At 62.5% G+C, this 22,801-nt stretch carries 23 protein-coding genes; 11 read left to right on the plus strand and 12 right to left on the minus strand.

Going from position 1 to position 22,801, the window contains the following annotated elements; all coding sequences use genetic code 11:
• Positions 1-118 precede the first annotated feature (118 nt).
• Positions 119-1,222, minus strand: coding sequence for an SH3 domain-containing protein (locus NKH89_RS23260; protein ID WP_352494929.1), 1,104 nt, complete (start codon positions 1,220-1,222; stop codon positions 119-121).
• 47 nt (positions 1,223-1,269) lie between these two features.
• On the opposite strand from NKH89_RS23260, the gene NKH89_RS23265 reads away from it, so the two are divergent.
• Positions 1,270-3,678, plus strand: a complete 2,409-nt coding sequence (locus NKH89_RS23265; protein ID WP_352494930.1) for a DNA/RNA non-specific endonuclease — start codon at positions 1,270-1,272, stop codon at positions 3,676-3,678.
• 116 nt (positions 3,679-3,794) lie between these two features.
• On the opposite strand, the gene NKH89_RS23270 is transcribed toward NKH89_RS23265, so the two are convergent.
• Both NKH89_RS23270 and NKH89_RS23275 read right to left on the minus strand, forming a co-directional pair.
• Positions 3,795-4,541, minus strand: a complete 747-nt coding sequence (locus tag NKH89_RS23270; RefSeq protein ID WP_352494931.1) for a metallophosphoesterase family protein — start codon at positions 4,539-4,541, stop codon at positions 3,795-3,797.
• A gap of 91 nt (positions 4,542-4,632) precedes the next feature.
• Positions 4,633-4,989, minus strand: coding sequence for an ArsR/SmtB family transcription factor (locus tag NKH89_RS23275; RefSeq protein ID WP_023719360.1), 357 nt, complete (start codon positions 4,987-4,989; stop codon positions 4,633-4,635).
• 182 nt (positions 4,990-5,171) lie between these two features.
• On the opposite strand from NKH89_RS23275, the gene NKH89_RS23280 reads away from it, so the two are divergent.
• Complete coding sequence (locus NKH89_RS23280; protein ID WP_023719359.1) at positions 5,172-6,350, plus strand: MFS transporter; 1,179 nt, start codon at positions 5,172-5,174, stop codon at positions 6,348-6,350.
• 38 nt (positions 6,351-6,388) lie between these two features.
• Here NKH89_RS23280 and NKH89_RS23285 read toward each other — a convergent pair whose 3' ends face one another.
• Positions 6,389-6,847 (minus strand): MarR family winged helix-turn-helix transcriptional regulator, encoded by a 459-nt coding sequence (locus NKH89_RS23285; RefSeq protein ID WP_352516007.1) that lies wholly within the window; start codon positions 6,845-6,847, stop codon positions 6,389-6,391.
• Between the two features lie 196 nt (positions 6,848-7,043).
• On the opposite strand from NKH89_RS23285, the gene NKH89_RS23290 reads away from it, so the two are divergent.
• Positions 7,044-7,835: an SDR family NAD(P)-dependent oxidoreductase gene (locus NKH89_RS23290; RefSeq protein WP_352910085.1), complete on the plus strand. Its 792-nt coding sequence runs from the start codon at positions 7,044-7,046 to the stop codon at positions 7,833-7,835.
• A gap of 11 nt (positions 7,836-7,846) precedes the next feature.
• Here the strand turns inward: NKH89_RS23290 and NKH89_RS23295 are convergent, their stop codons facing one another.
• Entirely contained in the window at positions 7,847-8,446 is a 600-nt protein-coding gene (locus NKH89_RS23295) for a LysE family translocator (protein ID WP_352494934.1), read from the minus strand.
• 92 nt (positions 8,447-8,538) lie between these two features.
• On the opposite strand from NKH89_RS23295, the gene NKH89_RS23300 reads away from it, so the two are divergent.
• Complete coding sequence (locus tag NKH89_RS23300) at positions 8,539-9,408, plus strand: LysR family transcriptional regulator (RefSeq protein ID WP_023719355.1); 870 nt, start codon at positions 8,539-8,541, stop codon at positions 9,406-9,408.
• Between the two features lie 55 nt (positions 9,409-9,463).
• Here NKH89_RS23300 and NKH89_RS23305 read toward each other — a convergent pair whose 3' ends face one another.
• Positions 9,464-10,117 (minus strand): dihydrofolate reductase family protein, encoded by a 654-nt coding sequence (locus NKH89_RS23305; protein WP_352494935.1) that lies wholly within the window; start codon positions 10,115-10,117, stop codon positions 9,464-9,466.
• A gap of 151 nt (positions 10,118-10,268) precedes the next feature.
• On the minus strand, positions 10,269-11,636 hold the full coding sequence (locus tag NKH89_RS23310; protein ID WP_352483177.1) for an Nramp family divalent metal transporter: 1,368 nt from the start codon (positions 11,634-11,636) through the stop codon (positions 10,269-10,271).
• 236 nt (positions 11,637-11,872) lie between these two features.
• On the opposite strand from NKH89_RS23310, the gene mntR reads away from it, so the two are divergent.
• Positions 11,873-12,328, plus strand: a complete 456-nt coding sequence (gene mntR, locus NKH89_RS23315; protein ID WP_023678308.1) for a manganese-binding transcriptional regulator MntR — start codon at positions 11,873-11,875, stop codon at positions 12,326-12,328.
• Positions 12,329-12,362: 34 nt separating this feature from the next.
• On the opposite strand, the gene NKH89_RS23320 is transcribed toward mntR, so the two are convergent.
• Together NKH89_RS23320 and NKH89_RS23325 are read right to left on the minus strand one after the other, a co-directional pair.
• Positions 12,363-14,027 carry a hypothetical protein gene (locus NKH89_RS23320; protein WP_352910088.1) on the minus strand — a complete coding sequence of 555 codons (1,665 nt, stop codon included), beginning with the start codon at positions 14,025-14,027 and terminating at the stop codon, positions 12,363-12,365.
• A gap of 17 nt (positions 14,028-14,044) precedes the next feature.
• A complete protein-coding gene (locus NKH89_RS23325; protein ID WP_352910091.1) occupies positions 14,045-14,410 on the minus strand; it encodes a hypothetical protein in 366 nt (121 codons plus the stop codon).
• A 206-nt stretch (positions 14,411-14,616) separates the two neighbouring features.
• Here NKH89_RS23325 and ypfJ point away from each other — a divergent pair, with 206 nt between their 5' ends.
• The 3 genes from ypfJ to NKH89_RS23340 all read left to right on the plus strand — a co-directional run bounded on the left by ypfJ (position 14,617) and on the right by NKH89_RS23340 (position 18,176).
• A complete protein-coding gene (gene ypfJ / locus NKH89_RS23330; protein WP_023719351.1) occupies positions 14,617-15,537 on the plus strand; it encodes a KPN_02809 family neutral zinc metallopeptidase in 921 nt (306 codons plus the stop codon).
• A 152-nt stretch (positions 15,538-15,689) separates the two neighbouring features.
• Positions 15,690-16,955, plus strand: a complete 1,266-nt coding sequence (locus tag NKH89_RS23335) for a TCR/Tet family MFS transporter (RefSeq protein ID WP_023719350.1) — start codon at positions 15,690-15,692, stop codon at positions 16,953-16,955.
• Between the two features lie 273 nt (positions 16,956-17,228).
• Positions 17,229-18,176: an alpha/beta fold hydrolase gene (locus NKH89_RS23340; RefSeq protein WP_352592395.1), complete on the plus strand. Its 948-nt coding sequence runs from the start codon at positions 17,229-17,231 to the stop codon at positions 18,174-18,176.
• Here NKH89_RS23340 and NKH89_RS23345 read toward each other — a convergent pair.
• From NKH89_RS23345 to carA, 3 genes are all read right to left on the minus strand, one after another.
• Positions 18,104-18,352, minus strand: a complete 249-nt coding sequence (locus NKH89_RS23345) for a helix-turn-helix domain-containing protein (RefSeq protein WP_352592392.1) — start codon at positions 18,350-18,352, stop codon at positions 18,104-18,106. The two genes, NKH89_RS23340 and NKH89_RS23345, sit on opposite strands and share 73 nt — an antisense overlap.
• 20 nt (positions 18,353-18,372) lie before the next feature.
• Positions 18,373-18,534: a hypothetical protein gene (locus NKH89_RS23350; RefSeq protein WP_023719348.1), complete on the minus strand. Its 162-nt coding sequence runs from the start codon at positions 18,532-18,534 to the stop codon at positions 18,373-18,375.
• Positions 18,535-18,880: 346 nt separating this feature from the next.
• Positions 18,881-20,095 carry a glutamine-hydrolyzing carbamoyl-phosphate synthase small subunit gene (gene carA, locus NKH89_RS23355; RefSeq protein WP_084642696.1) on the minus strand — a complete coding sequence of 405 codons (1,215 nt, stop codon included), beginning with the start codon at positions 20,093-20,095 and terminating at the stop codon, positions 18,881-18,883.
• 307 nt (positions 20,096-20,402) lie between these two features.
• Between carA and NKH89_RS23360 the strand changes: the two genes are divergently transcribed.
• The 3 genes from NKH89_RS23360 (at position 20,403) to NKH89_RS23370 (ending at position 22,799) form a co-directional block, all read left to right on the plus strand.
• A complete protein-coding gene (locus tag NKH89_RS23360; protein ID WP_352910095.1) occupies positions 20,403-20,852 on the plus strand; it encodes a GatB/YqeY domain-containing protein in 450 nt (149 codons plus the stop codon).
• A 97-nt stretch (positions 20,853-20,949) separates the two neighbouring features.
• Positions 20,950-22,032 carry an arginase family protein gene (locus NKH89_RS23365; RefSeq protein ID WP_352592386.1) on the plus strand — a complete coding sequence of 361 codons (1,083 nt, stop codon included), beginning with the start codon at positions 20,950-20,952 and terminating at the stop codon, positions 22,030-22,032.
• 209 nt (positions 22,033-22,241) lie between these two features.
• Positions 22,242-22,799, plus strand: a complete 558-nt coding sequence (locus tag NKH89_RS23370; protein ID WP_352790870.1) for a GNAT family N-acetyltransferase — start codon at positions 22,242-22,244, stop codon at positions 22,797-22,799.
• Positions 22,800-22,801 lie beyond the last annotated feature (2 nt).

Below are 22,801 nucleotides of genomic sequence, written 5' to 3' on the forward strand. Positions count from 1 at the left end.
GTAGGGGAGTAGGGGAGTAGGGGAGTAGGGGAGTAGGGGAGTAGGGGAGTAGGGGAGTAGGGGAGTAGGGGAGTAGGGGAGTAGGCAGAGGTTCGAGCGCCCTTTTAAACATACTGCCCTACTGCCCTACTGCCTTATTCCCTAACCCAGCCAACTGATCCGTGATCTCGAACCGCTCGGAAGCACCGATGCGGATCATGTTCAGGCTGCCTTCGCGCGTGAAGCGGAATTCGCCGGGCCCGTTTGAGCCGGCCGGCTTGCCGGCCTTGAAGCTGATGATGCGCGTGCCGCCATCGGGCCATGTCACGGTCACGTCGGTCTTGTCGCCGGTGCGCACGACCGCCGCCTTGCAGTTGGTCATCGGCTGGCCGAGATAGCGCGCGCAAGGGATGGCGTTGCCAGCACCAGGGACCGGTGTCCCCGGCGGCTGAAGCCGCGCAACGGTCTGTGCGTCGGGCGGAGGCGCCGCGTTGGCCGCGCCGAAATTTTGGACGGGACCCATTGCCGCGGGCGCCGATCCATCAACCTGTCCGGTCGAGGGGTTTCCAGCGGCCAGGGCCAGGCGGTAAGCATCCTCGATCGCCACCCTGCCGATTGCGTCAGCGGAGTTCAGCTCCGTTTCGGGAGCGGTCGCGCCGAGGCGCGTTGTCAGATCGGGCAGCGGTTGAGAGGCAGGGCTCTCCGTATTGGCCGCCGCCTGGGGTGTCACTTGCTGGGGATTGATAGGGTCGAGGTAGCGCGCGGGCGCCCATCCGCTCAGCTTGGGGTCGTCAATGTCTTCAACCTTGCACCACCGATGGCCGCTGACGTCGCCGCAGCCGAGATTTTTCAAGCTCGAACCAATCGGCAGCCGCGCCTCGATCTTGCCCATCGCCGATGCCGTGGCGCGCACGTTCAGGAGATCACCCGGAGCGAGACCAGTCACAATCGAGATGATGGGCTCCGGCTCCTGGGCACTGGCCGGCGGGCCCGCCAGCATCAGCGGAGCGGCAATCACCGCAAGCAGCGTCGTCGGGAGTGTTACTGTGCGCCTAATCATCTGCCATGGGCGGTAGGTTGCATTGCCGAAGGCGCGGCCAGGCACGGAAACGCCATCGCACGCCAGCCGGTTTTTATAGGCGACGAGGCGGCGCTGTGTAAGCCCCGAAAATGAGTAAGGTGCCGCGTGTTGAATCGCGGAGCAGGCCACTTCCGTGAGCTGAAAGCCGGCAAAATATTGCACATTTCATGTAAATATGCACTCTCTCAAGTAAGGTTTGGGAGGGAAAGATGGTCGACCTTGAAATATTCGCGCAAGTGGAAAACATAGTTCGCCAGCGTATCAAGAAAACGCGCGCGGAAATTGAGGCTTCACTTGGTCACATCGCCAACGGCAATCCGCTGGCCGCCGAACAGACCCTCTCCAGGCGACTCGACAGGTTGCAGGTAAAAGCGTCGCTCAGCCGCACCGAAGCGGAGATGATATCGGCAGCAATCGACATGAGGTCTGCCGGGGAGAGAAAGGCCGCCGCCAAACAGCCAGGACCGGAGGCAATTCTCGGCCCAACGCTCGATTTCATCGGTGTCGCATTTCTGGAGCGTGGGCGCCGTGTGGCCGATGCGGTCGGCCGCGTTGCCTTTCTCAACGGCAATCCACAAGGATCGGGTTTCCTGGTCGGGCCAAGGCTGTTCCTCACAAACAACCATGTGATTTCGTCGCCGGCAGATTCCCGGCGCTTCCAGGTCCAGTTCGATTATGAGCAGGACGGTGCGAATGCCGTGCGCACGCCGACGACGTTCCTGCTCGATCCTGAATCCTGTTTCGTGACCGATAGCATAGAGGGTCTGGACTATACGCTGATCGGGGTCGGCGAGCGGCGTTCCGGCCCAAAGGAACTGGGGGAGTTCGGTTTTATCTCGCTGTCGGACGCGCGCGACAAGCATATGCTTGGCGAAATCGCCAACATCGTTCAGCACCCCGATGGCCGCTTCAAGGAACTGGTGCTGCGTGAAAACCGGCTGGTGGCCCGCGACGAAACGGTTCAAGTGCTGCACTATGTTGCCGATACCGAACAGGGTTCGTCCGGTTCACCGGTTTTCAACAATGAATGGGAGCCAATTGCCCTGCACCATTGGGCAGGGCCATTCCACGAGGTGACGGGCATAGGTGGCTATGCGCTGACGCGCGAGATCAACGAAGGCATAAGGATCAGCGCCATCGTTGACGATCTGGGCGCTAGAAAGTCCAGGCTGCCGGGCTCCTCGGCATCGGCGGTTTCGCAAGCTCTGGCGATTTGGGCCGGCACGCCGCGCATGATGGACGAGACAGTTCGGCTGAACGCCGACATTCGCGAAGATGTGCTGGACAAGCCGGTGCAGCGGCCGGAACCGGATGACAATCCACCGGCGACGAGACACAACGCCGATGGCTCGGTCACCTGGACTTTTCCCGTCGAGATAAATGTCCGGGCGCCCTTGATCGACCGCGACGGAGGCGATGCGAGACGAAGCGACGAAGGCCCGGCAAGCGAACCCGCAAAGTTAGCAATCGCCGAGGCAGCGGCTTGGAAAACAGAGGATTTCGACGATCGCGGAGGGTATGAACCCGGCTTCATACCGGGCTTTGTCCTGCCAATGCCGACGGTTGCCAATTCACCCTACCGGTTGGCCAAGAACCTTCTTGCCAAACCGGGCGAGGATCCACACGAATTGCGCTATCATCATTTTTCGATCTTGATGAACGCCGATCGCAGGCTTGCCTTCGTCACCGCTTGCAATATCGATGGATCTCGCACCAAGGCGGTCAATCGTGACGACAAGACCGTCATCGACAATCCGTCGCTTGTCGAGTTGGGAGTGGAGTCGATTTCCGGTGCGGAAGCCAGCGACGCTTTCCGGCCCGACCGTCGCATCGACCCTGGCGAGCAGATGACCCAAGAATTCTATTCGAGCCAGAATGTGCCTGGATTTCCCGTCCTAAAATCCAAGGAACGAATAGCTCGAATGTTCCAGAAGGGCCATATTACGCTTCGCGGCGACCCTGCATGGGGAGTGGATCAGGAGGCGGTCGCGGCAGAGCGGGACACGTTTTTCTATCCCAATGCTGCGCCGCAAGTCGGCTTCTTCAATCAGGGAAGCTCGCTTGACCATCCCGGCTCCAAGGGGAAACTGAGATGGCGCGCGGTGGAAACCTATGTGCTGCGCAACGCCTATACGACGCGAGGCCGTGTCACGGTGTTCGCCGGCCCAGTGTTCCGCGAGGACGATCCTCCTTACCGCTTCAACAGCCATGTTCCGCTGAAATTCTGGAAGATCGCGCTGTGGTCCGATCAAGCTGGCCTGCGCGCCATCGCGCTGCTGGCGGACCAGAAGCCGGTTTTGGAAGTGATGCCCGAAGCGTTCGGTGGGCGTGCCGAGGCATTCGACGACCCGCTTGAAATTGCCAGGGTATCGGAGTTCCTTTCGACGGTGGCCGAGATTGAAGAACTGACTGGCCTGAACTTTGGCCAGCAGGTGCGCGACGCCGACATTCGGGCCGGATCCGAATCGGCCCCCGCACAGACTTTCAACCCAACGCAACTGGCGCCCAAGACCTCACGGCCAAAGGCTTCATCGCCCAAGACTTCAGTGACCAAGACTTCGGCGGCCAGCACCCGACGTCCTGCCAGGCGATCGAAGCGATCCGCGTCCGACAAGTGAAGATTGGACCGGTCGCGGCCATTGAGGCTGCTTGCCTGCCGCTCGAAGGCGGTCATCCGTTCAGCCTGGCATGGGCAAGCTCAGCCTGTTCCTCGTTCGGCCCGGTATGAACGCGGTCAACCCGGCATGAAGCCGGTGCGTAGCGCGTGAGCCCATTCCGGCCGTCCCGCCTGATCGGCCTGACGCGCTGCCGCCTCATGGTCGTAATCGACGGCGATGGCCTCGAAGCGATCGGGATGCAGGTCGACGATGCCATAGCGGGCGTGCGGCGAGCCTTGTTGGGAGACATGCGCCGGCGGCGTGTCGTCGTGATAGGCCGGGCAGCCGATGCTGCCTGGATTGAAAATGACCGGACCGCCGGGAATGCGGACCAGCTCGCTGCGGTGGCTGTGACCGCAAAGCATGATGCGGCAGGCGGGATCGATCGCGCCGAGTCGCCGTTCGATGGCGGCCAGTGGGGCGCGCACCAGCCGGCCGTCGACTATCGCGTCAGCCAGGTATTTTTCATCGTGGTCGGGCCGGGCATGGAAGGCGAGCACGCCAGGCGCCACCTCCAGCGTGACGGGCAGCGCGAACAGCGCCTCGCGCTGGGCTGCCGCCAGCCGTTCATGCGCGTAGCGGTCGGAAGGCCACATGGTCTCGTCGGCGGTGTCGTAGGCAACGCGGCGGTCGTGGTTGCCGCGCACCGTCGGCAGGTCGAGCGCCTCGAGCCGCTCCATGGTCTCGCGCGGCCAGAGCGGGCCGGAAACGCAATCGCCGAGATTGACAATGAGGTCGGCGCCGCCGCGTCGCCGCAGATCGTCGAGCACGGCGTCGAGCGCCAGGACATTGCCGTGGATGTCGGCGAGGACGGCAATGCGCATGGCAGGCTCCGTTAATGGCTGGAGAGCAGGTGAAGCTATTTTGCTCGTCGTCGCGAAGCGGGCGAGAGCGAAACCCAGTTTCGGGGTCGCTCTAGGCGCGGACCTCGATCTCGTGGCCGCCGACCGCCGGCAACGATGCGTCGTCGCCGGCCGCGGCAATGACGCTGTCGAGCAGACCCGGGAAGCGGCGGTCGAGATCGTCACGGCGCAGCGTGATCAGCCGGCTGGTGCCAACCGCCTCGGTGCGGGTAACGCCGGCCTCACGCAGCTTGGCCAAATGGTAGCTCAGATTGGTCTTCGAGCAGAGGTCGAGGAACCGGCTGCAATTCAGCGGCACGCCCTCCTTGCTCGCGAGATAGCGCACGATGGCCAGTCGCGTCGGGTCGCCGAGCACGGCAAGCACGTTCGGCAGGCTGATCTGGTCGGCGGTGGGATGGGGCAAGGTCATGACCAGGAATTAAGCACATTCGGGGCCGATTTCAACGCATCTGATCCTTCGCGGTTCTGGTAGTATTCGGGCCTGTCCTGACACAGGGCTGTCAGTAGGGTTCGATTAGTCTGCACAAGCTCATTGACATCATGCCCTGTTATGTCCAATTGTTCAATAACCTTTGAACTAAGGAAATTGCCATGGATAAGCGCCTCATCTGGCTTGCGCTCGGATCGTTCACGATTTCGACCGAAGGTTTCGTCATCTCCAGCCTTTTGCCCGACATTGCAAAGGATGCGGCCATCTCCGTTCCGCTCGCCGGCACGCTGATCACGGCGTTTGCGCTCGCCTATGCGATCGGCACGCCGATCCTGGCAACGCTGACTGGCGAATGGGACCGGCGCCGCGTCATCCTGTGGACGCTGGTGTTCTTCGTGTTGGGCAACGTCGCCGCGGCGCTGAGTTCCTCCTTCGAATTGCTGTTGATCGCGCGCATCGTCATGGCGCTGTCGTCAGGCCTGTTCGCGGCGACCGCGCAGGGAACGGCCGTTGCGCTTGTCGACGATCATCACCGCGCCCGCGCCATTGCCGTGGTCGTCGGCGGCACCACGGTTGCGGTGGCGGTCGGCGCGCCGCTTGGCGCGCTTGTTGCGACGGTTGCCGGCTGGCGCGGCACCTTCTTTGCCATTGCCGGCCTTGGCGCGCTCGCCGGCGCGATCCTGTGGTACCGGCTGCCGCGCGGCATCGTCGGCACCAGGCTGCCGCTCCGGATGCGATTGGCAGCGGCACTTCGCCCCGGCGTCATGCCCATCCTGGTGACGACGATCCTGGCACTGATCGGCGCCTTCACTGTCTTTGCCTTTGTCGCGCCGCTCGCCATCGAAGGCGGCGGCCTGAGCCCGATCGCGCTACCTGGAATGCTGCTCGCCTTCGGCGTCGGCGCGGTCATCGGCAATATCGGCGGTGGGCAGGCCGCCGACCGTTTCGGCGCGACGCGCACCGTCTGCTGGTCGCTGGCGCTGAGTGCTGCCATGCTGGTCACGTTTTCGCTGATCCCGACATTCCTGCCGCGCGAGATCGCCGGGCCGGCACTGATGGCCATGATGGTGCCGTGGGGTATCGTCGGCTGGGCGTTCCCACCGGCGCAGGCCAGCCGCATCATCAAGCTGGCGCCCGATGCCGCGCCCATCGTGCTGTCGCTGAACGCTTCGGCGCTCTATCTCGGCGTCGCACTGGGGGCCGTGGTCGGCGCCGCGGTGCTGCGCTATGGCGCACCGGCCGACCTCGGCGTGGTCGCGGCGGCATTCCCGATCATTGGTTTGGGCGTGATGCTGGCGGGACACCTGGCCGCACGTCCGGTGGCGATGCCGGCCGAATAAGGCTTGTTAGCAAAGCTTGGCTGCCGGCCGCCGATAATTCAACTCGCGGCCGGCGCTGCGTCAAAATCCAACGCGGCGATTTCGTCCAGCGCCGCTCGCAGGCTTGCCGCCTGCTCTTTTCCAAACATCTCCTCGAAGCGCTGCTGGGCGACTTGCCACAGCTTCAGAGCTTCTTCGAGCTTGGTCCAGCCCTGCGGTGTCAGCCTGACGCGCCTGATGCGGCGGTCGGCAGGGTCGGCGAAGGCCTCGACATAACCGTCCCGGATCAGCGGCTTCAGCGTATGACCGAGGGCCGACAGGTCCATGACGAGGGCTGCGGCAATGGCACCCATGGTCGGTTCATTGCCGACGTGGATTTGATAGAGCAGGCCCTGCTGCGTGGCCTTAATGCCGGAGGGCGCGAGCACATCGTCATAGAACTGGCCGAGTTTCCGCGTTGCGCGGCGTAGCATGGCGTTGTTGCAAAACACCAGGCCGGGCAGGGTGGTTTGGGACATTGGCGGATTTCCGATGAGGGGACCGGAAGGGACCCTCGATGCAAACCAGAAATAGTCCTTGCTCCGCGGATTGACAAGATGGTGGCATATGCCTACGTATCGATAGTGGCATATGCCATTAATCGATCTGCCAGTCGAAGCAAGGGTGTTGCGCTGCGGCACCGGCATTTGGGATCGAACCAGAAGGAACAAGACAATGAGCAATCAGGACAAAGGCACGGCGGTCGTCACCGGCGCCTCTTCCGGCATCGGGGCGGTCTATGCCGACCGGCTCGCCGGCCAAGGGGATGATCTGGTGCTGGTGGCGCGGCGCGCCGACCGGCTGGAGGAATTGGCGGAGAGGCTCCGCTACGCGTATGGCATCAAGGTCAGCGTCATCAGCGCCGACCTGGCCGACGACGCCGATCTGCGACGGGTCGAACAGGCGATATCAACCGACGACAGCGTGACGCTGCTGGTCAACAATGCCGGCCTTGGCGGCGCGCAGGTGGTGGCAACGGCCGACGCCGATGTCGCCGAGCGCATGATCAAGGTCAATGTGGTGGCGCTGACCCGGCTGACGCGCGCGGTGCTGCAGGGACTATTGGCGCGCAACCGCGGCGCCATCGTCAACATCGCCTCGGTGCTGGCCTTCGACACCTCGTTCGGCGGCATCTATAGCGGCACCAAGGCCTATGTCGTCAACTTCACCGAGGCCCTGCAGCGGGAAGTCGCCGACAGCAGTGTAGCCGTACAGGTCGTGCTGCCGGGGGCCACGCGGACCGAGTTCTGGGAAGTCGCCGGAAGCGATATTGCCAATGTGCCCCAAGAGATTGTCATGACTGCGGACGATCTGGTCGATGCCGCGCTTGCCGGCCTGGCCAAGGGTGAAGCGTTCACGGCACCGGGTCTTGCCGACGTTGCCGGGGTGGATGCCTTTCTTGGCGTCCGACAAGGCTTCTTCGGTAGCCTGCTGGCCGGCAAGCCGGCGGCACGCTACGCTGCCTGAAATAACTGGTCTTACGCTGTCCGCCACATCGGAATGATCGAGGCGGCCAGCAGCAAGCCAAGCACGGCGTTGAGGATGCGCCACTGCCGCTCGGTTCGCAGCAACCGGGCGAGCAGCGTGCCCGCCACGCACCACGCCGCCAGCGATAGCGCCGCGGCAAGGCCGAAGACCGTGCCGAGCAGCAAGGCGAGCTGCAGTGGCCCGCTGGCGAGCGCGGCAAAAGATGCCGCCGCTCCCAGCCCCATGGCCCAGCCCTTTGGGTTCATCCATTGCAGGCCGGCGCCGCCCAAAAAGCTGTTCGGCTTTGCCATGGTCACGTTCAGATTGGGCGGGCCGCTGCGGCCGATCTTGAGGGCAAGCCATACCAGATAGAGGGTGCCGGCTATTTTCATTGCCAGTTGCAAAGAAGGGGCGGCGGCCAGCAGACCGGCGAGCCCGGCAGCACCTGCCGCAGCCACCGTGGCCAGGCCGGCCGCACTTCCGGCCATCAGCGGTATAGAGCGGCGAAAGCCGAACTGCGCGCCGGACGCCGTCGACAAGGTCGTGGCCATGCCGGGCGTTGAGGTTGAGACCAGCGCGAACAGCACGAGGGGAAGGACGGTTTCAAGCATGCTGCTTCCTTTGAAGCCTGCACGGTAGGTCTTTTGGCTCATCAGTAAATGCAATGTTTGCGATGGTCGCTATTAAGAAGCATAATAGTCAGATGGCTCGCAATCTCGATACCGCCTTGATCCGAACCTTCGTCACCGTTGCCGATAAGGCCAGCATGACGGCAGCAGCGAATGCGCTGCATTTGACGCAAGGTGCCGTCAGCCAGCAGATCAAGCGTTTGGAAGAGGTTCTCGGCTGCAGGCTGTTCGAGCGCGACCGGCGTGGATTGCGGTTGACCCGATCCGGCGAGCGATTATTCGGCAAGGGCAAGCGCCTGCTTTCCCTCAATGACGAGATCCTGGCGGAGATGGCGGGCGATGCGGTTGCCGGTCAGGTGCGGCTTGGCGTGCCGTATGACCTTGTCGGCACCTTGCTTGCGCCGGTGCTCAAGGCCTATGCCGAGGCGTATCCGCAGGTCGAGATTTCGCTGATCTGTGCTTCGTCGCCGGAGTTGGCTGCGGCCTTGGCGGCCGGCACGATAGAGCTCGCGGTGATCGAGGAGCCGATCGGTCGGTCGGCCGGCGAATGCCTTGTTGTCGACCGGCTGGTTTGGGTCGGCGCCAAAGGCGGCGGGGCTCGCAGCAAGCGCCCCTTGCCGGTTTCGATGGTGGCCGAGACCTGTGCGTTCCGCCCGGTGGTGCTGGAGGCGCTTAACGAGCACGGGCTGGAATGGCGCACCGTATTCGAAAACGGCAGCATCGACGCGACGACAGCGACGGTGCGTTCGGACTTGGCCGTCACCACCTGGTTGGCATCGACCGTGCCTGCCGACCTTGATATTTTGGCCAACGATCCGGAACTGCCGTCATTGCCGAATTTTTCGATCAATCTGCATTTGCCGAAGCACGGCCTTGCGCCGGCTGCACTGGCGTTCGCAGGCCACCTCCGCGATGGGTTGGCACGGCGACGGGAGGCGGCTTAGAAAACAGCAAAAAGGACGGCCAGTGTTCAGCCGTCCTTGATCGCCTCGGCAGCCTCTATTTCCAGTTCTTGCGCCGCTCGATCTCGGCTTCGGACGGCTGCTCCGTGGCAAAGGACCCGGTCTTGATCTCGCCGGAGCGTTCATAGCTCGCCATGATGACACCGGTGGTCGATGCCTGCGAGCGGGTCAGCTTGAAGGCGGCAGGTATTGTGCCGCTGCCGAACAGTTTTTTGCCCTTGCCCAGCACCAGCGGGAAAATCAGCAGGCTGATCTCGTCGATCAGGTCATTGGCGAGCAAGGTCTGGATCAGCTCGCTCGATCCCTGAATGAGCAGGTCCGGGCCGTCCTCCTGCTTCATCCGGCGCAATGTCGCCACGACGTCGCTGCCGAGCGGCTGGCTGTTTTGCCAGGACAGCGTATCTGGCCTGTGCGTCGCCACATATTTGGTGACGGCGTTGAAGCTGTCGGCGATCGGGTCATTCTTCTGATAAGGCCAGTGGGCGGCGAAGATGTCGTAGGTTTTGCGGCCGAGAAGCAGCGCGAACGGTTTTGAAAACGTCTCGCCCATGGCGGCGCCCATCACATCGTCCCAGTAGTGGAACGTCCAGCCGCCGAACTTGAAGCCGCCGACCGGGTCCTCGTGCGGGCCGCCGGGCGCTTGCATGACGCCGTCGAGGCTGACGAATGTTGCGGCGATGATCTTCCTCATTGGAGCTCCCTTTCCCTGATCCGTGCCGTCATGGCCGGACTTCGAGCCAAGGACGGGCGAACGGACATTTGTCCGACAGCGGCCGGCAAATTTCCAGGGCTGGAAGGGCGGATGACTGCCGACCTTAGTTGCGTCAGTTTGGAGCAGACGCTCAGCCCAGACCGACGACCGTATCGTAGAGCAGCTTGAAGTTGAGCACCAGGATGAGGGCGGCAACCACCCAGGCCAGCACGGCGACGGCGCGGGAAATGGCGAAATTGCCCATTTTGCGCTTGTCCGAGACGAACTGCACCAGCGGGACGACCGCGAAGGGAAGCTGCATCGACAGGATCACCTGGCTGAAGACCAGCAACTGGCCGGTGCCCTTCTCGCCATAGAGGGCGGTGACGACCACCACCGGGATGATGGCGATGCCGCGCGTCAGCAGGCGGCGCGCCCATTGCGGGATGCGCAGCCGCAAGAAGCCTTCCATCACGATCTGGCCGGCCAGCGTCGCCGTCACCGTCGAGTTCAGGCCGGAGGCAAGCAGCGCCACGGCAAACAGAATGGAAGCAATGCCGAGGCCGAGTAGCGGCGACAGCAGCTCGAAGGCCTGGCCGATCTCGGCGACGTCATGATGACCGGTGCCGTGGAACGCCACCGCCGACACGATCAGGATGGAAGCATTGACGAACAGCGCCAGTATCAGCGCGATGGTCGAGTCGGTCGTCGCCCATTTGATGGCGTCGCGCTTGCCGCGATCGGTGCGCTCGTAGGCGCGGGTCTGCACGATCGAGGAGTGCAAATAGAGATTGTGCGGCATCACCGTGGCGCCGATGATGCCGATGGCAATGTAAAGCATCGCCGGATTGGTGACGATCTCGGACGACGGCACGAACATGGCGTGCAGGATGGAGCCGACCGGCGGCGCGGCGGCAAAGATCTGAATGGCGAAGCAGCCGAAGATGATAATCAAAAGCGCTATGATGAAGGCCTCGAGGAAACGGAAGCCCTTGTTCATCAGCAACAACAGCAGGAAGGCATCGAGCGCGGTGATGATGGCGCCGCCGATCAGCGGAATCCCGAACAGCAGTTGCAAGGCGATCGCCGTGCCAATGACCTCGGCCAGGTCGCACGCTATGATGGCCAGTTCGCAAGCGACCCACAGCATGAAATTGACCGGCCGCGGGTAATAGGCGCGGCACGCCTGCGCAAGGTCACGGCCGGTGGCGATGCCGAGCCGGGCGGCGAGCGCCTGCAGCAGGATCGCCATCAGGTTCGACAACATGATAATGAATAGCAGCGTGTAACCGAACTGGGCACCGCCGGCGAGGTCGGTCGCCCAATTGCCCGGATCCATGTAGCCGACCGAAACCATGTAGCCCGGCCCCACGAAGGCGAACAGCCGGCGAAGCCAGATCCCCGAGTGCGGCACCGCGATCGTTGCGTTGACTTCGCGAAGGCTGGGCTGCTCGTCGTCTTCCGGGCGGGCAAATCGCCACATGGATCGGGGGGCTGAGGTGGCTTCGGCTTCCGACATGAGATGGCTTTCCACTGGAACGATCGATGTTGTCTCCTTATCTATGCCACGGCTGAACATTATGCAATATGCTATATTTCATTGTTCATGCTTTTTCGTGTGCCCACTTGACGGTGCGACCGGAACGGCAGTGAACGCCGGTTGCGCCGGCCACCGAATGGAAATAAACGGCCAGAACCAATAGGGTTCCGTGTTATGACTGCAATGCCGATTCAAACTGCCGGGAGGAGCGCGTATTGGCGCTGAAGAAAAGACCGGTTCCTCGCGAAAAGCCGCTGCCTGACGCAGAAATCCACTCGGAAGGGTTCCGGCAGACGCGTGAAGCGCGCCGCAGCGCGCTGGTCGAGGATTATGTCGAGCTCATCGCCGACCTGATCGAGGACGGCAACGAGGCGCGCCAGGTCGACATCGCGGCACGGCTCGGCGTCGCCCAGCCGACGGTGGCGAAAATGCTGACGCGGCTGTGCGCAGACGGGCTGGTCTCCCGGAAACCCTATCGCGGCGTGTTCCTGACCGATGCCGGGCGGAAGGTTGCGGAAGAGAGCCGCATTCGCCACCAGACGGTCGAGGCTTTCCTGCGCTCGCTCGGCGTCAGCGCCGAGACGGCGCGCATCGACGCCGAAGGCATCGAGCACCATGTCAGCGCCGAGACGCTCGAAGCCTTTCGCAAGGCAATAATCGCCGCCCGCTGATTGATCGAAGCGATATGCAGTGCGACTGACCTGCTCACTCGTTCGTATCCTGCACCCAGTTGCGCGGGTGACCATCGACGCGAAACTGGAAGATGAAATAGGGTGGGATGCAAGTGCCCTTGCCGGGCTTTGCTTCCGGCAGATCGTCAAAACCGGCGGTGCAGATATAGTCCTCGCGGCAGGGATGGGCCTTGTCGCAAGCACGCAGGCCAGCGGTCTTGGTGAATTCCCTGGTGCAGAATTCGTGGTCCTTGCCGGAGCCTATGCAGTCGTTGAAGCCGGTCTTGGCGAGGCGGCCGCAGCTTGCCTCGTCGGGCAGCTTTTCGCAGGTCGCCTTGCGCAGCATGCCGCCGGGAAAGCCGCCAGTCTTCTGCTCGGGATTATCGTAACGCTGGCGCGCCGCGCCATAGCCGGCGAGCTTTATCGGCGGTTTTCTGTCCCTGGCCGGGTCGATGGCGCAGGCCTTCGCGGTTGCCGGTGACAGACGGCAATATTGGTCGTTGCCCCATTTCGACATCCTGATCTCGCCGAACTCCACCGGATCGCCGACTGCGGTGCCGGCCTCGCTGACGCAGGTACCAAAGCCCGGATGGATGGCGCTCTCGTGGACCCCGGCGCAACGCAGGCCTTCGTCGCAGGTCCAGTCCACGAAACTTGGGTCGGCGCCGCGATAGCAGATCGAGCCCCATCCATTGTAGAGATCGGTGCCTTTCAGCGCTTCGGCGTATTTTGCCTCCGGACGGCCGGCAAAGCCGCGGCTGAAATCCGGGTGTCTGCCAGCGGCGAACGACTCGACAATGGCGCGGCGGCGCGGCAGGTCGGCAAAAAACACAGCCGAGCCCGGCACGAACACCGCGTTGCGGCGCGGTTCGCTGGCCGGGTCGGCGCCGGTGTAATGGAACCCGGCGATGCCGTGCGTCTGGTGACAGCCGGTGCAGGTCATCTCGTTGAGGCGCAGATTGAAGCCGGCCACCGATTTGACGGTGCGAAGCGTATTGCCCTTTGCGACATAGTCCTTGAGCGCTTTGTCGATAGCATCGTCGTCGAGCAGCCCAAAAGCCAAATTGTTTTGCGACCGGCTCATACCGCCGGGTGCCACCGAAACCGCGGTGGTCGCGAGGAATTTTTCGTCGATCACCAGGCGGCCACGGTCGAGATCATAGATGTTGCGATCGGTGAGCAGCCATCTTTCGAAGGTTTGCCTGTCGGCCAGCACCAGCTTGCGGTCGATCTGGTTCTCCATTTTCGCTTCCTGGAAAATGGCTTTGGCCGGGTCCCACTTGAATATCTTCAACAGATACTCAGCGTGGCCGCCGAAATCGCGCCGGCTCGAAGCCGATAGGCGCACGACCTGCATGTTGAGCTCGAGCCGCATGATCTGCGAAGAATTCAACATCGCGCTGGAAAGCGGGCCTTCTTCCGAGCGCAGCCAGGCCGCCAGTTGATCCGGCTCCAGATTCTTCTGCCCGGCGACAAGCCAGCGCTTCGCCACGTCCGCGCAGGAACCGTTAGCCGAGCGCGGACGGTCCTTCGAGGCGCGAATCTGTGCCGAAGCCGGTATGGCGTTGAAGATCAGGCTCAGGGTCAGCGGCAGGCGCGACGAGATGCGTTGCCCAGGCTTCTCCTCGACCGAATAGTGGAAGCGGTAGATCAGCCTGATCTCGCCGCATTCGGTGTGGCCGAGATAGCCGCGATCCATGCGATTGACGATGCCGGTCAGGTCCAGCGTCGAACCGTCGTCGTCGATGTATTTCGGATTGAACTTCTGGGTGATGTCTTTCGAGTTGCCAGAGCGGTTACATAGGAGTCGGGGCTGTTCCTTGGTTCGTCTACGATCTGCTGTTTGACGGCGTTGCGGACCGGGCTCAGCGCGCGCACCGAAAACAGCCCGCGATTGTCGACGTCGCGTGTCAGTCCGAGCGCTGGCCCAAGCAGACGGCTGATCGATAGCCCGCCGCGCTCGAGCGCCTGCAAGGTCTCGGGATCGGTGATTGCGACACTGGAATCGAGAGTGACGGCGCTGGCCGGCACGGGGCCTAGGCAAGACAATGCCGCAAACAGCAACAGAACCCGCCCGATCATCCGCAAGCGCCCCCTCGCTTCCACAGCCACGGTGGATGCTACAGACCTTGCGACGTCTAAGCCAGAGCAGACCCGCGTCAGCCGGCATTGCTTATTAGCGCGAAAAATACTGTGACTTGGCGTAACCATTGGGATAATTGTTTGCTGGGTTGGAACCGGCCAGGACATCGGCGGGTTGATTGCAAACATGCATCACGGGGGTTGCCATGCTCTGGAAGGGCCGTCGTCAGAGTGACAATGTCGAGGACGAGCGCGGCCAGAGCGGCGGGCTTGGCGGCGGGCCGGGGCAGTTTCGCATCCCGATCGGAGGTCGCGCCGGCGGCGGCGGCATGTCGGGCATCATCATCGTAGGATTGATTTTCCTGGCAGGGTGGTATTTCGGCTTCGACCCGAGTCAGATCCTCGATAACAGCGGCTTGCAGCCCGGCGGCGGCGGCCAGATCACCGACAATAGCGGCGAGCAAGGCGGCGGTACCGGTGCGCCGGCCTCCGACGAGATGAAGCAGTTCGTGTCGACCGTGCTGGCCGAGACCGAGGATACCTGGACTGGTATTTTCCAGTCCGAGGGCCTGACCTATCAAGATCCAAAACTGGTCCTGTTCAGCGGCCAGATTCGCTCCGCCTGCGGTTCGGCCTCGTCAGCGGCCGGACCATTCTACTGTCCCAACGATCGCAAGGTCTATCTCGATACCACCTTCTTCCAGCAACTCGATCAGCAGTTCGGTGCCTCGGGCGATTTCGCACAGGCCTATGTTATTGCGCATGAGGTCGGCCATCACGTGCAGAACCTCGTCGGCATCCTGCCCAAATTCAACCAGATGCGGCAGAATATGAGCGAGGCCGACGCCAACCACATGTCGGTGCAGGTCGAGCTGCAGGCCGACTGCTTTGCCGGCATCTGGGCACATTTCACCGGCCAGAAGGGCATTTTGGAACAGGGCGACATGGCGGAGGCATTGAACGCCGCAAAGCAGATCGGCGACGACACGCTGCAGAAGAAGATGCAGGGCTACGTCGTGCCGGAAAGCTTCAACCACGGCACGTCGCAGCAGCGGCAGGCCTGGCTGGCGCGAGGCTTCCAGAACGGCAAGCTTTCGGACTGCGACACGTTCAACAATCCGATCTGAGCCGACGGTTTTCTCGCGAATCCGAGAGACTGGATAGCAGTCAGGGGATGTCAGGATGAAAACACCCTGCCCGTTCCCTCATTGTTCCCAGCGATGTGTTCGCCTATAAGGTGCGTTCGCCTTCGCCCCGGGCGGCCCGAGGAGATACCATCATGATAGACCCCAAAACCGCCAGGCGGGGCCTTGCGCTTGTTTTCACCACCCTGCTGCTCGACATCATCGGCTTCGGCATCATCATGCCGGTGCTGCCGGCCTATCTCAGAGAATTGACCGGCGTCGGCATCAGTGAGGCGGCTATCGAGGGCGGCTGGCTGTTCTTCGCCTATGCGGCGATGCAGTTCATTTTCGCACCAGTGATGGGCGGGTTGAGCGACCGGTTCGGACGACGGCCGATTCTGCTCGCCTCCGTGCTGACGTTTTCCATCGACAATCTGATCTGTGCCATCGCCTGGTCCTATCCGATGCTGTTCATCGGGCGTGTGCTGGCCGGCATTTCCGGCGCCAGCTATTCCACGACATCGGCATTCATCGCCGATATCTCGACCGACGAGAACCGTGCGAAGAATTTCGGCCTGCTTGGCATCGCTTTCGGCGTCGGCTTCGTCATCGGGCCGGTTCTGGGCGGGTTGCTCGGCACGTTCGGGCCGCGCGTGCCATTCTATTTCGCTGCCGGGCTTGCCTTCGTAAACTTTTTGATCGCGCTGTTTCTGTTGCCGGAAACGCTTGATAGCAAGCATCGTCGCCGCTTCGAGTGGAAACGCGCGAACCCGGTCGGCACGCTCGTCCAGATGCGCAACTACGAAGGCATCGGCTGGATCGGGCTTGTCTTCTTTCTGATGACGCTGGGGCACATGATGTATCCTGCGGTCTGGTCGTTCGTCTCCAGTTATCGCTATGGCTGGAGCGAACAACAGATCGGCTTCTCGCTCGGTGCCTTCGGCCTGTGCGGGGCTATCGTCATGGCGACGGTCCTGCCGCGCGTGATCCCCAAGCTCGGTGAGTGGAAGACGGCGGTAATCGGTCTGGCATTTACGGCACTCAGCGCCTTCGGCTACGCATTCGCGTCGCAAGGCTGGATGATCTATGCAGTGATCGTCGTCGGCTGCCTCGAGGCGTTGGCCGATCCGCCGCTCAGGAGCCTTGCCGCCGCCAAGGTGCCGCCTTCGGCACAAGGCGAACTCCAGGGCGCGATGACGTCGATCTTCTCGATCACCTCGATCATCACGCCGCTGCTTTATACGGCGATCTTTTCCTGGTTCACGGGGCCGAACGCGCCCGTGACCTTCGGCGGCGCACCCTACCTGCTCGGCGCGATTTTCCTGACGCTGGCGCTCATCGTCTTCGTCACGAAAGTAGCCAAGCCGGCGGCGCTCAGAAACGTCACGTCCGGCGTTGCTGAAGACGGAGCACAGATATGAGCCATGACGGCCGCATCGCCCTGACCAAGGACGGGCTGTGGAGACAGATCCGGCCAACGAAATGCCCGTCACACTGGTTCTTCGACCGGTTTTAATGGCTTCATTGAAAAAAGGCGATAGGAATGAGGGCAACAACGCAACTCCGGTAATCGCGCAGTCCGGCCTCGAGGCATTCGCGCCGCATTTTGTAACTCTGACCATTCGAACTCCCGCCCTAGTTTACGTCAGAAGCAACAAACGCGGGGCCTGGATCGAAGACGAGAGGAGAGCAACATGTTGAACCGGATACTTCATCGCGCGGCGCTCATGGCTGTGGCTGTCTGCGCGGTGCTCGTTGTAGTGGCGGCTCATGCGGCGCCTGCTGGACGGGCAGGTCAGGTGCCGCCCGGGTTCACCTCGGCCAAAGCCGCGGTGAACGGCAGCAGCATGCACTACCTGCGTGGCGGGCACGGACCAGCCCTTATCCTGGTGCATGGATTTCCGGAAGATTGGAACGAATACCAGGCCGTCATGCCGAGACTGGCGCAACGCTTCACCGTCGTTGCCGTCGACCTGCCTGGCATAGGCCGCTCGGAGCCTGCCAGGGGCGGCTATGAAGCCGCCAATCTTGCGGCGCAGATCCATGGGCTTGCCGACGCTCTGCATCTGGAAAAACCCTATGTGGTGGGTCACGACCTTGGCGGCATCGTCACCTATGCCTATCTCAGGCGCTTTCCCGACACGCTGCGCGGTGCGATGATCCTCGATGTTCCGATGCCCGGCATCGACGGCTGGGACAAGGCGATATCAGGCACGTGGCATATCGGTTTCATCCAGGCGCCCGGCGGCCTCGCCGAAAAGGTGGTTCCCGGTCGGCAGGCCGCCGTGCTTGGCTGGTTCCTCGACTTCGGCAAATTCACCAGGCAGGAACGCAAATACTATTTTCGCATCTATCGAGCGCCTCAACTGCATGCCGCGTTCGAGATCTACCGCGCCTTCCCCAGCGATGCCGAATGGAACGCCGCCCAGACGGCGCCGAGCACCGTTCCGCTCGTCATCGCCTTCGGCCAGAAGTCCCCCTTTGTTGCGCTGCTGCCGACCTTCCTCGCCGGCTACCGCGCCAAGGGCATGAGCCATGTCGAGCGCGCCGAGATCCCCGATGCGAGCCACTATGTGCTGGCCGACAATCCTGATGCGGTTGCCGAACTGATCGAGAAGCGCGCCGGCGCCGGCGCGCCATGACCGGGATCAGCTAAAACCAAGGGAGAAGAAGCCGCAAACCAGTGTAGCATCACCTGGTGCTCAATCCATTCGCTTGGAATGTCGAGCGCCTTGACCAGCATTGCACCTGTCTGCGCCGATGGTTTGCGGCGATTGGACCCCAGGTCCGACAGAAAACCCTGGCTGACGCCGATCATGGCCGCCAAATCGGCTTGCGTCAGCCGCCGCCGGTTGCGCAGCGCCTTGAGCCGGCTGGAGCCCGCAAGATGTCCATGGTCACGTCCGCGGGCAGTGCCTTTTCCGCTCGGAGATCGGCCTTACGCTCGTCGTAGATCGCCGCATCGGCAGCGTCTTCCAGAGCTTCTTCGGCGGCACGCAAAAGGATCTCGTAGTCCCCTTGGGATAGCGACCAGCTCCTCACCGGTTGGGGTCTTGATGATTTGCGGGGCGTTCATGGTGTTCTGTCCTACTATGGCCGACGGGTAGGTTGTCGTTTCGCGTTTGCCGACATAGACCGCAAGGATCGTGGCGCGGTCTTCGTCAAACATGACTCGGTAGCGACCGATCCGAAGTCTGTAACCTTCCCTGCCGACGAGGCGCTTGGTATCTCCGCGACCGCCGACTGCGTAAGAAATCAGACTTTCTGAGACCTGCTCGCGGACGTCCGGAGGCAAGTTGTCCAGATCACGCGCCGCCGATATGTTATAGCTGATGCATCGGCTTGGTCAGCGCTCGGCCAGTGCCGGTTCGCCACGCTTTTCGCGGATCAGGTTGACGAAGCGGCGGAACAGATAGTGCGAATCCTGCGGGCCGGGCGAGGCTTCCGGATGATGCTGGACCGAGAAGACCGGCTTGCCGGTGAGCGCGATGCCGCAATTCGAACCGTCGAATAGCGAGACATGGGTTTCCTCGACGCCGCTCGGCAATGAGTCGGCGTCGACGGCAAAGCCGTGGTTCATCGAGACGATCTCGACTTTGCCGGTGGTGTGGTCCTTGACCGGATGATTAGCGCCGTGGTGGCCCTGATGCATTTTTGCGGTCTTGCCGCCCAGCGCCAGCGCCAGCATCTGGTGGCCGAGGCAGATGCCGAACAGCGGGATATCGGTCTTCAACAGATCCTGGATGACCGGAACGGCGTAGTGGCCGGTGGCTTCCGGATCGCCGGGGCCGTTGGATAGAAAGATGCCATCGGGCCGCATCGCCAGGATCTCCTCGGCGCCGGTCTTGGCCGGCACCACGGTGACCCTGGCGCCGAGGCCGGCAAGCAGGCGCAATATGTTGCGCTTGACGCCATAATCGATGGCAACGACGTGCATCGACGGGTCGGCCTGTTCGCCAAAGCCCTCGTTCCAGGCCCAGGGTGTCTCGCGCCAGACCGAGGATTGGCCGGAGGTGACCTCCTTGGCCAGATCAAGCCCGATAAGCCCCGACCATGCGGCGGCGCGGCGCTTGAGGTCTTCGATGTCGAAGATACCGTCTGGGGCGTGCGCGATAACGGCATTGGGCATGCCCTTTTCGCGGATCAGCGCGGTCAGCGCGCGCGTGTCGATGCCCGAAAGTGCAACGATGCCGCGCTTCTTCAGCCACTGGTCGAGACCGGTTCCGGCGCGGTAATTCGACGGGTTGGTGACATCGGCCTTGAACACGGCGCCGACGGCGCCGGCGCGGGCCAGCGGATTGAGATCCTCGATGTCTTCGTTATTGGTGCCGATATTGCCGATATGCGGAAAGGTGAAAGTGACGATCTGGCCGGCATAGGAGGGGTCGGTGAGGATCTCCTGATAGCCGGTCAGCGCGGTGTTGAAGCAGACCTCGGCAACGGCGGAGCCGGAAGCGCCCAGACCACGGCCCTCGATGACGGTGCCGTCGGCCAGCACCAGCAGGGCGGTCGGCTTCTCGGTGGCCCAAGGGGGGGTCGATGCGGCGGTCATCGTTGCCATGGCGGCACTCCTAAAGGCTGCGCTCCTCAATCGGCGCAACAAAAAGCGCGAAGCGGCAATCTCACAGCCTCGGCGCGCTGCATGTCGTTGCCCCAAAACCGCTACGCACTTTTGGGCGACGTGCACTAGAATTCAATTCATGCAAGGCACAGTACATAGGGGAAGGCGCCAAGGCGGTCAATGATGCCGCGCCGTACGTGCCTGGATTTATTTCGTCGAACAATATCAGGGATTTGCCGGACAGACTTGAATTTGCCTTGGGCTTTCGGCACGGCTATTGTCCGCCGCATTCGAAGGAGAAAGCACCATGCGAGGCAAAATCGCCGAATCCCTGAAGAGCGCGATGAAGGCACAGGACAAGCGCCGGCTGCCGACATTGCGGCTGATCCAGGGGGCCATTCATGATCGCGACATCGCCAATCGCGGCGCCGGCAAGGAGCCGGCCAGCGACGACGAGATCCTGCAGATCCTGGCCAAGATGGTGAAGCAGCGCGAGGAATCGGCCAAGGCGTTCGATGACGGCAAGCGGCCGGAACTTGCCGCGCAGGAGCGCGACGAGATGGCGATCATCCGCGACTTCCTGCCGACGCAACTGGGCCAGGCCGAGACGGAAAGCGCCGTCCGTTCCGCTATCGCCGAGACAGGTGCCAGCGGCGTCAAGGAGATGGGCAAGGTGATGGCGGCGCTCAAGGAGAAATATGCTGGCCAGATGGATTTCTCCAAGGCGAGCGGCATCGTCAAGAGCCTGCTTCAGTAGGGATTTTTCCCGCCTTAGCGGTGCTCATGAGACTCGAAGAGACCATCGCGAGGAGCCAGGCTAGGAGCGGGCGGAGCGGACGGCAGTTCGCACCGACATGTTCATCGCCACGGCCGCGCGAATGAACCTGTATGTTCGACGTCTGGCGTCTCACGACGGCATCGATGCGGCGAGCTTTTTGCTTGTTAGGCCTCGTGCCGATGCCGGGCGGCAACCTCTCAAGTCGAGGAGGAACCTTCCTCCCTCCGGACACGTTTGCGAGAAGATCATGCGAAAATGGAGCTTCGATTTGGCGGCGCGTTTGTTGAATATTGTCGGTGCGGCCACGAGTGCCGGCGCCTATTCGCCGGGTCAGGAACAGGCCCCCGCGGCCTTTCGGCGAAATGGGCTCGCAGAAGCGATCACGAACCGAGGCAGATCCATCAGGGATCGTGGCGATGTTGCATCGTTCCGATGGCGACCGGACCCTTCGCGGTCGCAGGCTATGAACCTGGAAGCAGTGCGCGACGCCTGTGAGTTGGTCGCAAGCCACGTAGCGACGGCGATCGCAGCGCAGGAAGACGTGCTTGTTTTAGGTGGCGATTGTACTGTGGAACTGGGGACGGTCGCCGGGGCGAATGCGGCCGGCGCGCGGATCGGACTCGTTTACATTGACTTCGACGCCGATCTCAACACACCTGACACGAGCGACGGCGCCTTGGACTGGACCGGCGTCGCCCATCTGCTCAATATCCATGGATGCGAGCCTTCGCTCGCGAGGCTCGGCCCGACCCGCCCGATGCTCGTGCCTCAGCAACTCCTCTATTTCGGCATCGAGAACATCACCCCGCCCGAAGCGGCCGTGATCGGAAATCACGCGATCAAGATCATATCGCGTGAGGAAGCTTTGAGTGACATCGAGGCGGCGTCGGCGCGCGCGGCCGAATGGGCGGCGCGCTTTGACTGCGTGCTTATCCACTTCGATGTCGATGTGCTCTCCTTTATCGATTTTCCGATTGCGGAGAATGTGCGCCGTTGCGACGGTCTCAAACTGGAGCAAGTCGCCTTTGTGCTAAAGCAACTGACAGCCCTGCCGCAATGGCGCGGCCTGACCATCACAGAAGTTAATCCGGCCCATGCGCCAGACGAGTCCGCAGCATTCGCACGCTTGAATGAGATGCTTGCAGACGCCCTTGGATAGTTCGAGATCCATCTCACGGTCGTTCGCGGGCAATTGGCCGGCTTGCCTCATCCAAGCGGAGCCAGCCTTATGCGCCCGGTCGCAATCATTGCGCGACATGGGCGCAATGCGGAAAACTTGGGAATTACGGTCGATGGCGGGGCAGTTTTGTCGTAGTCGCTACAGCCGCAAGCCCGCCTTTGAGGGCCGACAGCCAAAAGCTCGCGCTCATGATCGAACTCGTCAAACCGGCGTTTGAACACCTGCCGTCCTACAAGGCGGCCCTCGAGCGCGGCTGGTCGCCGGACAATGTGCGGCTGCTCGACGCGACGCGCGAGCAGCTTGCGGCTATCGAAAAGGATCCAGCGACTTTCCTTGCCGATCTCGACGATCCTGATGGCAAGGGACCGCCGATCGTCTTGCCGGACGGTTCGACGGTGCCGCGGCTGCCTGGATTTCGGCGCTGGATCTGGGACGGGGAAGTCTCAGGCTCGATCGGCTTGCGCTGGCAGCCCGGAACCGCGGCGCTGCCATCGCACGTGCTCGGCCACATCGGCTATGCGGTGGTGCCGTGGAAACGGGGATGCGGCTATGCGACGGAGGCGCTGCGGCTCATGCTGGAGGAGGCGAGGGCGGTTGGCCTGCCCTTCGTCGAAATCACCTGCAAGCCTCACAATGTGTCCTCGCAGAAGGTCGTTCTGGCCAATGGCGGCGGGCTCGTCGGGCGTTTCTTCGAGGATGCTTCCTATGGCGGCGCGGAAAGCCTGCGTTACCGGATCGATCTGTAGCC

This window comes from Mesorhizobium sp. M0923, assembly GCF_040319365.1.
Lineage (GTDB): Bacteria > Pseudomonadota > Alphaproteobacteria > Rhizobiales > Rhizobiaceae > Mesorhizobium.

Coding starts and splice junctions, on each gene's coding strand:
- NKH89_RS23265 (WP_352494930.1), top strand. CDS start 1,270: ATGGTCGACCTTGAAATATTCGCGCAAGTGGAAAACATAGTTCGCCAG.
- NKH89_RS23270 (WP_352494931.1), bottom strand. CDS start 4,541: ATGCGCATTGCCGTCCTCGCCGACATCCACGGCAATGTCCTGGCGCTC.
- NKH89_RS23275 (WP_023719360.1), bottom strand. CDS start 4,989: ATGACCTTGCCCCATCCCACCGCCGACCAGATCAGCCTGCCGAACGTG.
- NKH89_RS23280 (WP_023719359.1), top strand. CDS start 5,172: ATGGATAAGCGCCTCATCTGGCTTGCGCTCGGATCGTTCACGATTTCG.
- NKH89_RS23285 (WP_352516007.1), bottom strand. CDS start 6,847: ATGTCCCAAACCACCCTGCCCGGCCTGGTGTTTTGCAACAACGCCATG.
- NKH89_RS23290 (WP_352910085.1), top strand. CDS start 7,044: ATGAGCAATCAGGACAAAGGCACGGCGGTCGTCACCGGCGCCTCTTCC.
- NKH89_RS23295 (WP_352494934.1), bottom strand. CDS start 8,446: ATGCTTGAAACCGTCCTTCCCCTCGTGCTGTTCGCGCTGGTCTCAACC.
- NKH89_RS23300 (WP_023719355.1), top strand. CDS start 8,539: ATGGCTCGCAATCTCGATACCGCCTTGATCCGAACCTTCGTCACCGTT.
- NKH89_RS23305 (WP_352494935.1), bottom strand. CDS start 10,117: ATGAGGAAGATCATCGCCGCAACATTCGTCAGCCTCGACGGCGTCATG.
- NKH89_RS23310 (WP_352483177.1), bottom strand. CDS start 11,636: ATGTCGGAAGCCGAAGCCACCTCAGCCCCCCGATCCATGTGGCGATTT.
- NKH89_RS23320 (WP_352910088.1), bottom strand. CDS start 14,027: ATGGATCGCGGCTATCTCGGCCACACCGAATGCGGCGAGATCAGGCTG.
- NKH89_RS23325 (WP_352910091.1), bottom strand. CDS start 14,410: ATGATCGGGCGGGTTCTGTTGCTGTTTGCGGCATTGTCTTGCCTAGGC.
- ypfJ (WP_023719351.1), top strand. CDS start 14,617: ATGCTCTGGAAGGGCCGTCGTCAGAGTGACAATGTCGAGGACGAGCGC.
- NKH89_RS23335 (WP_023719350.1), top strand. CDS start 15,690: ATGATAGACCCCAAAACCGCCAGGCGGGGCCTTGCGCTTGTTTTCACC.
- NKH89_RS23340 (WP_352592395.1), top strand. CDS start 17,229: ATGTTGAACCGGATACTTCATCGCGCGGCGCTCATGGCTGTGGCTGTC.
- NKH89_RS23345 (WP_352592392.1), bottom strand. CDS start 18,352: ATGATCGGCGTCAGCCAGGGTTTTCTGTCGGACCTGGGGTCCAATCGC.
- carA (WP_084642696.1), bottom strand. CDS start 20,095: ATGGCAACGATGACCGCCGCATCGACCCCCCCTTGGGCCACCGAGAAG.
- NKH89_RS23360 (WP_352910095.1), top strand. CDS start 20,403: ATGCGAGGCAAAATCGCCGAATCCCTGAAGAGCGCGATGAAGGCACAG.
- NKH89_RS23365 (WP_352592386.1), top strand. CDS start 20,950: ATGTTCATCGCCACGGCCGCGCGAATGAACCTGTATGTTCGACGTCTG.
- NKH89_RS23370 (WP_352790870.1), top strand. CDS start 22,242: ATGATCGAACTCGTCAAACCGGCGTTTGAACACCTGCCGTCCTACAAG.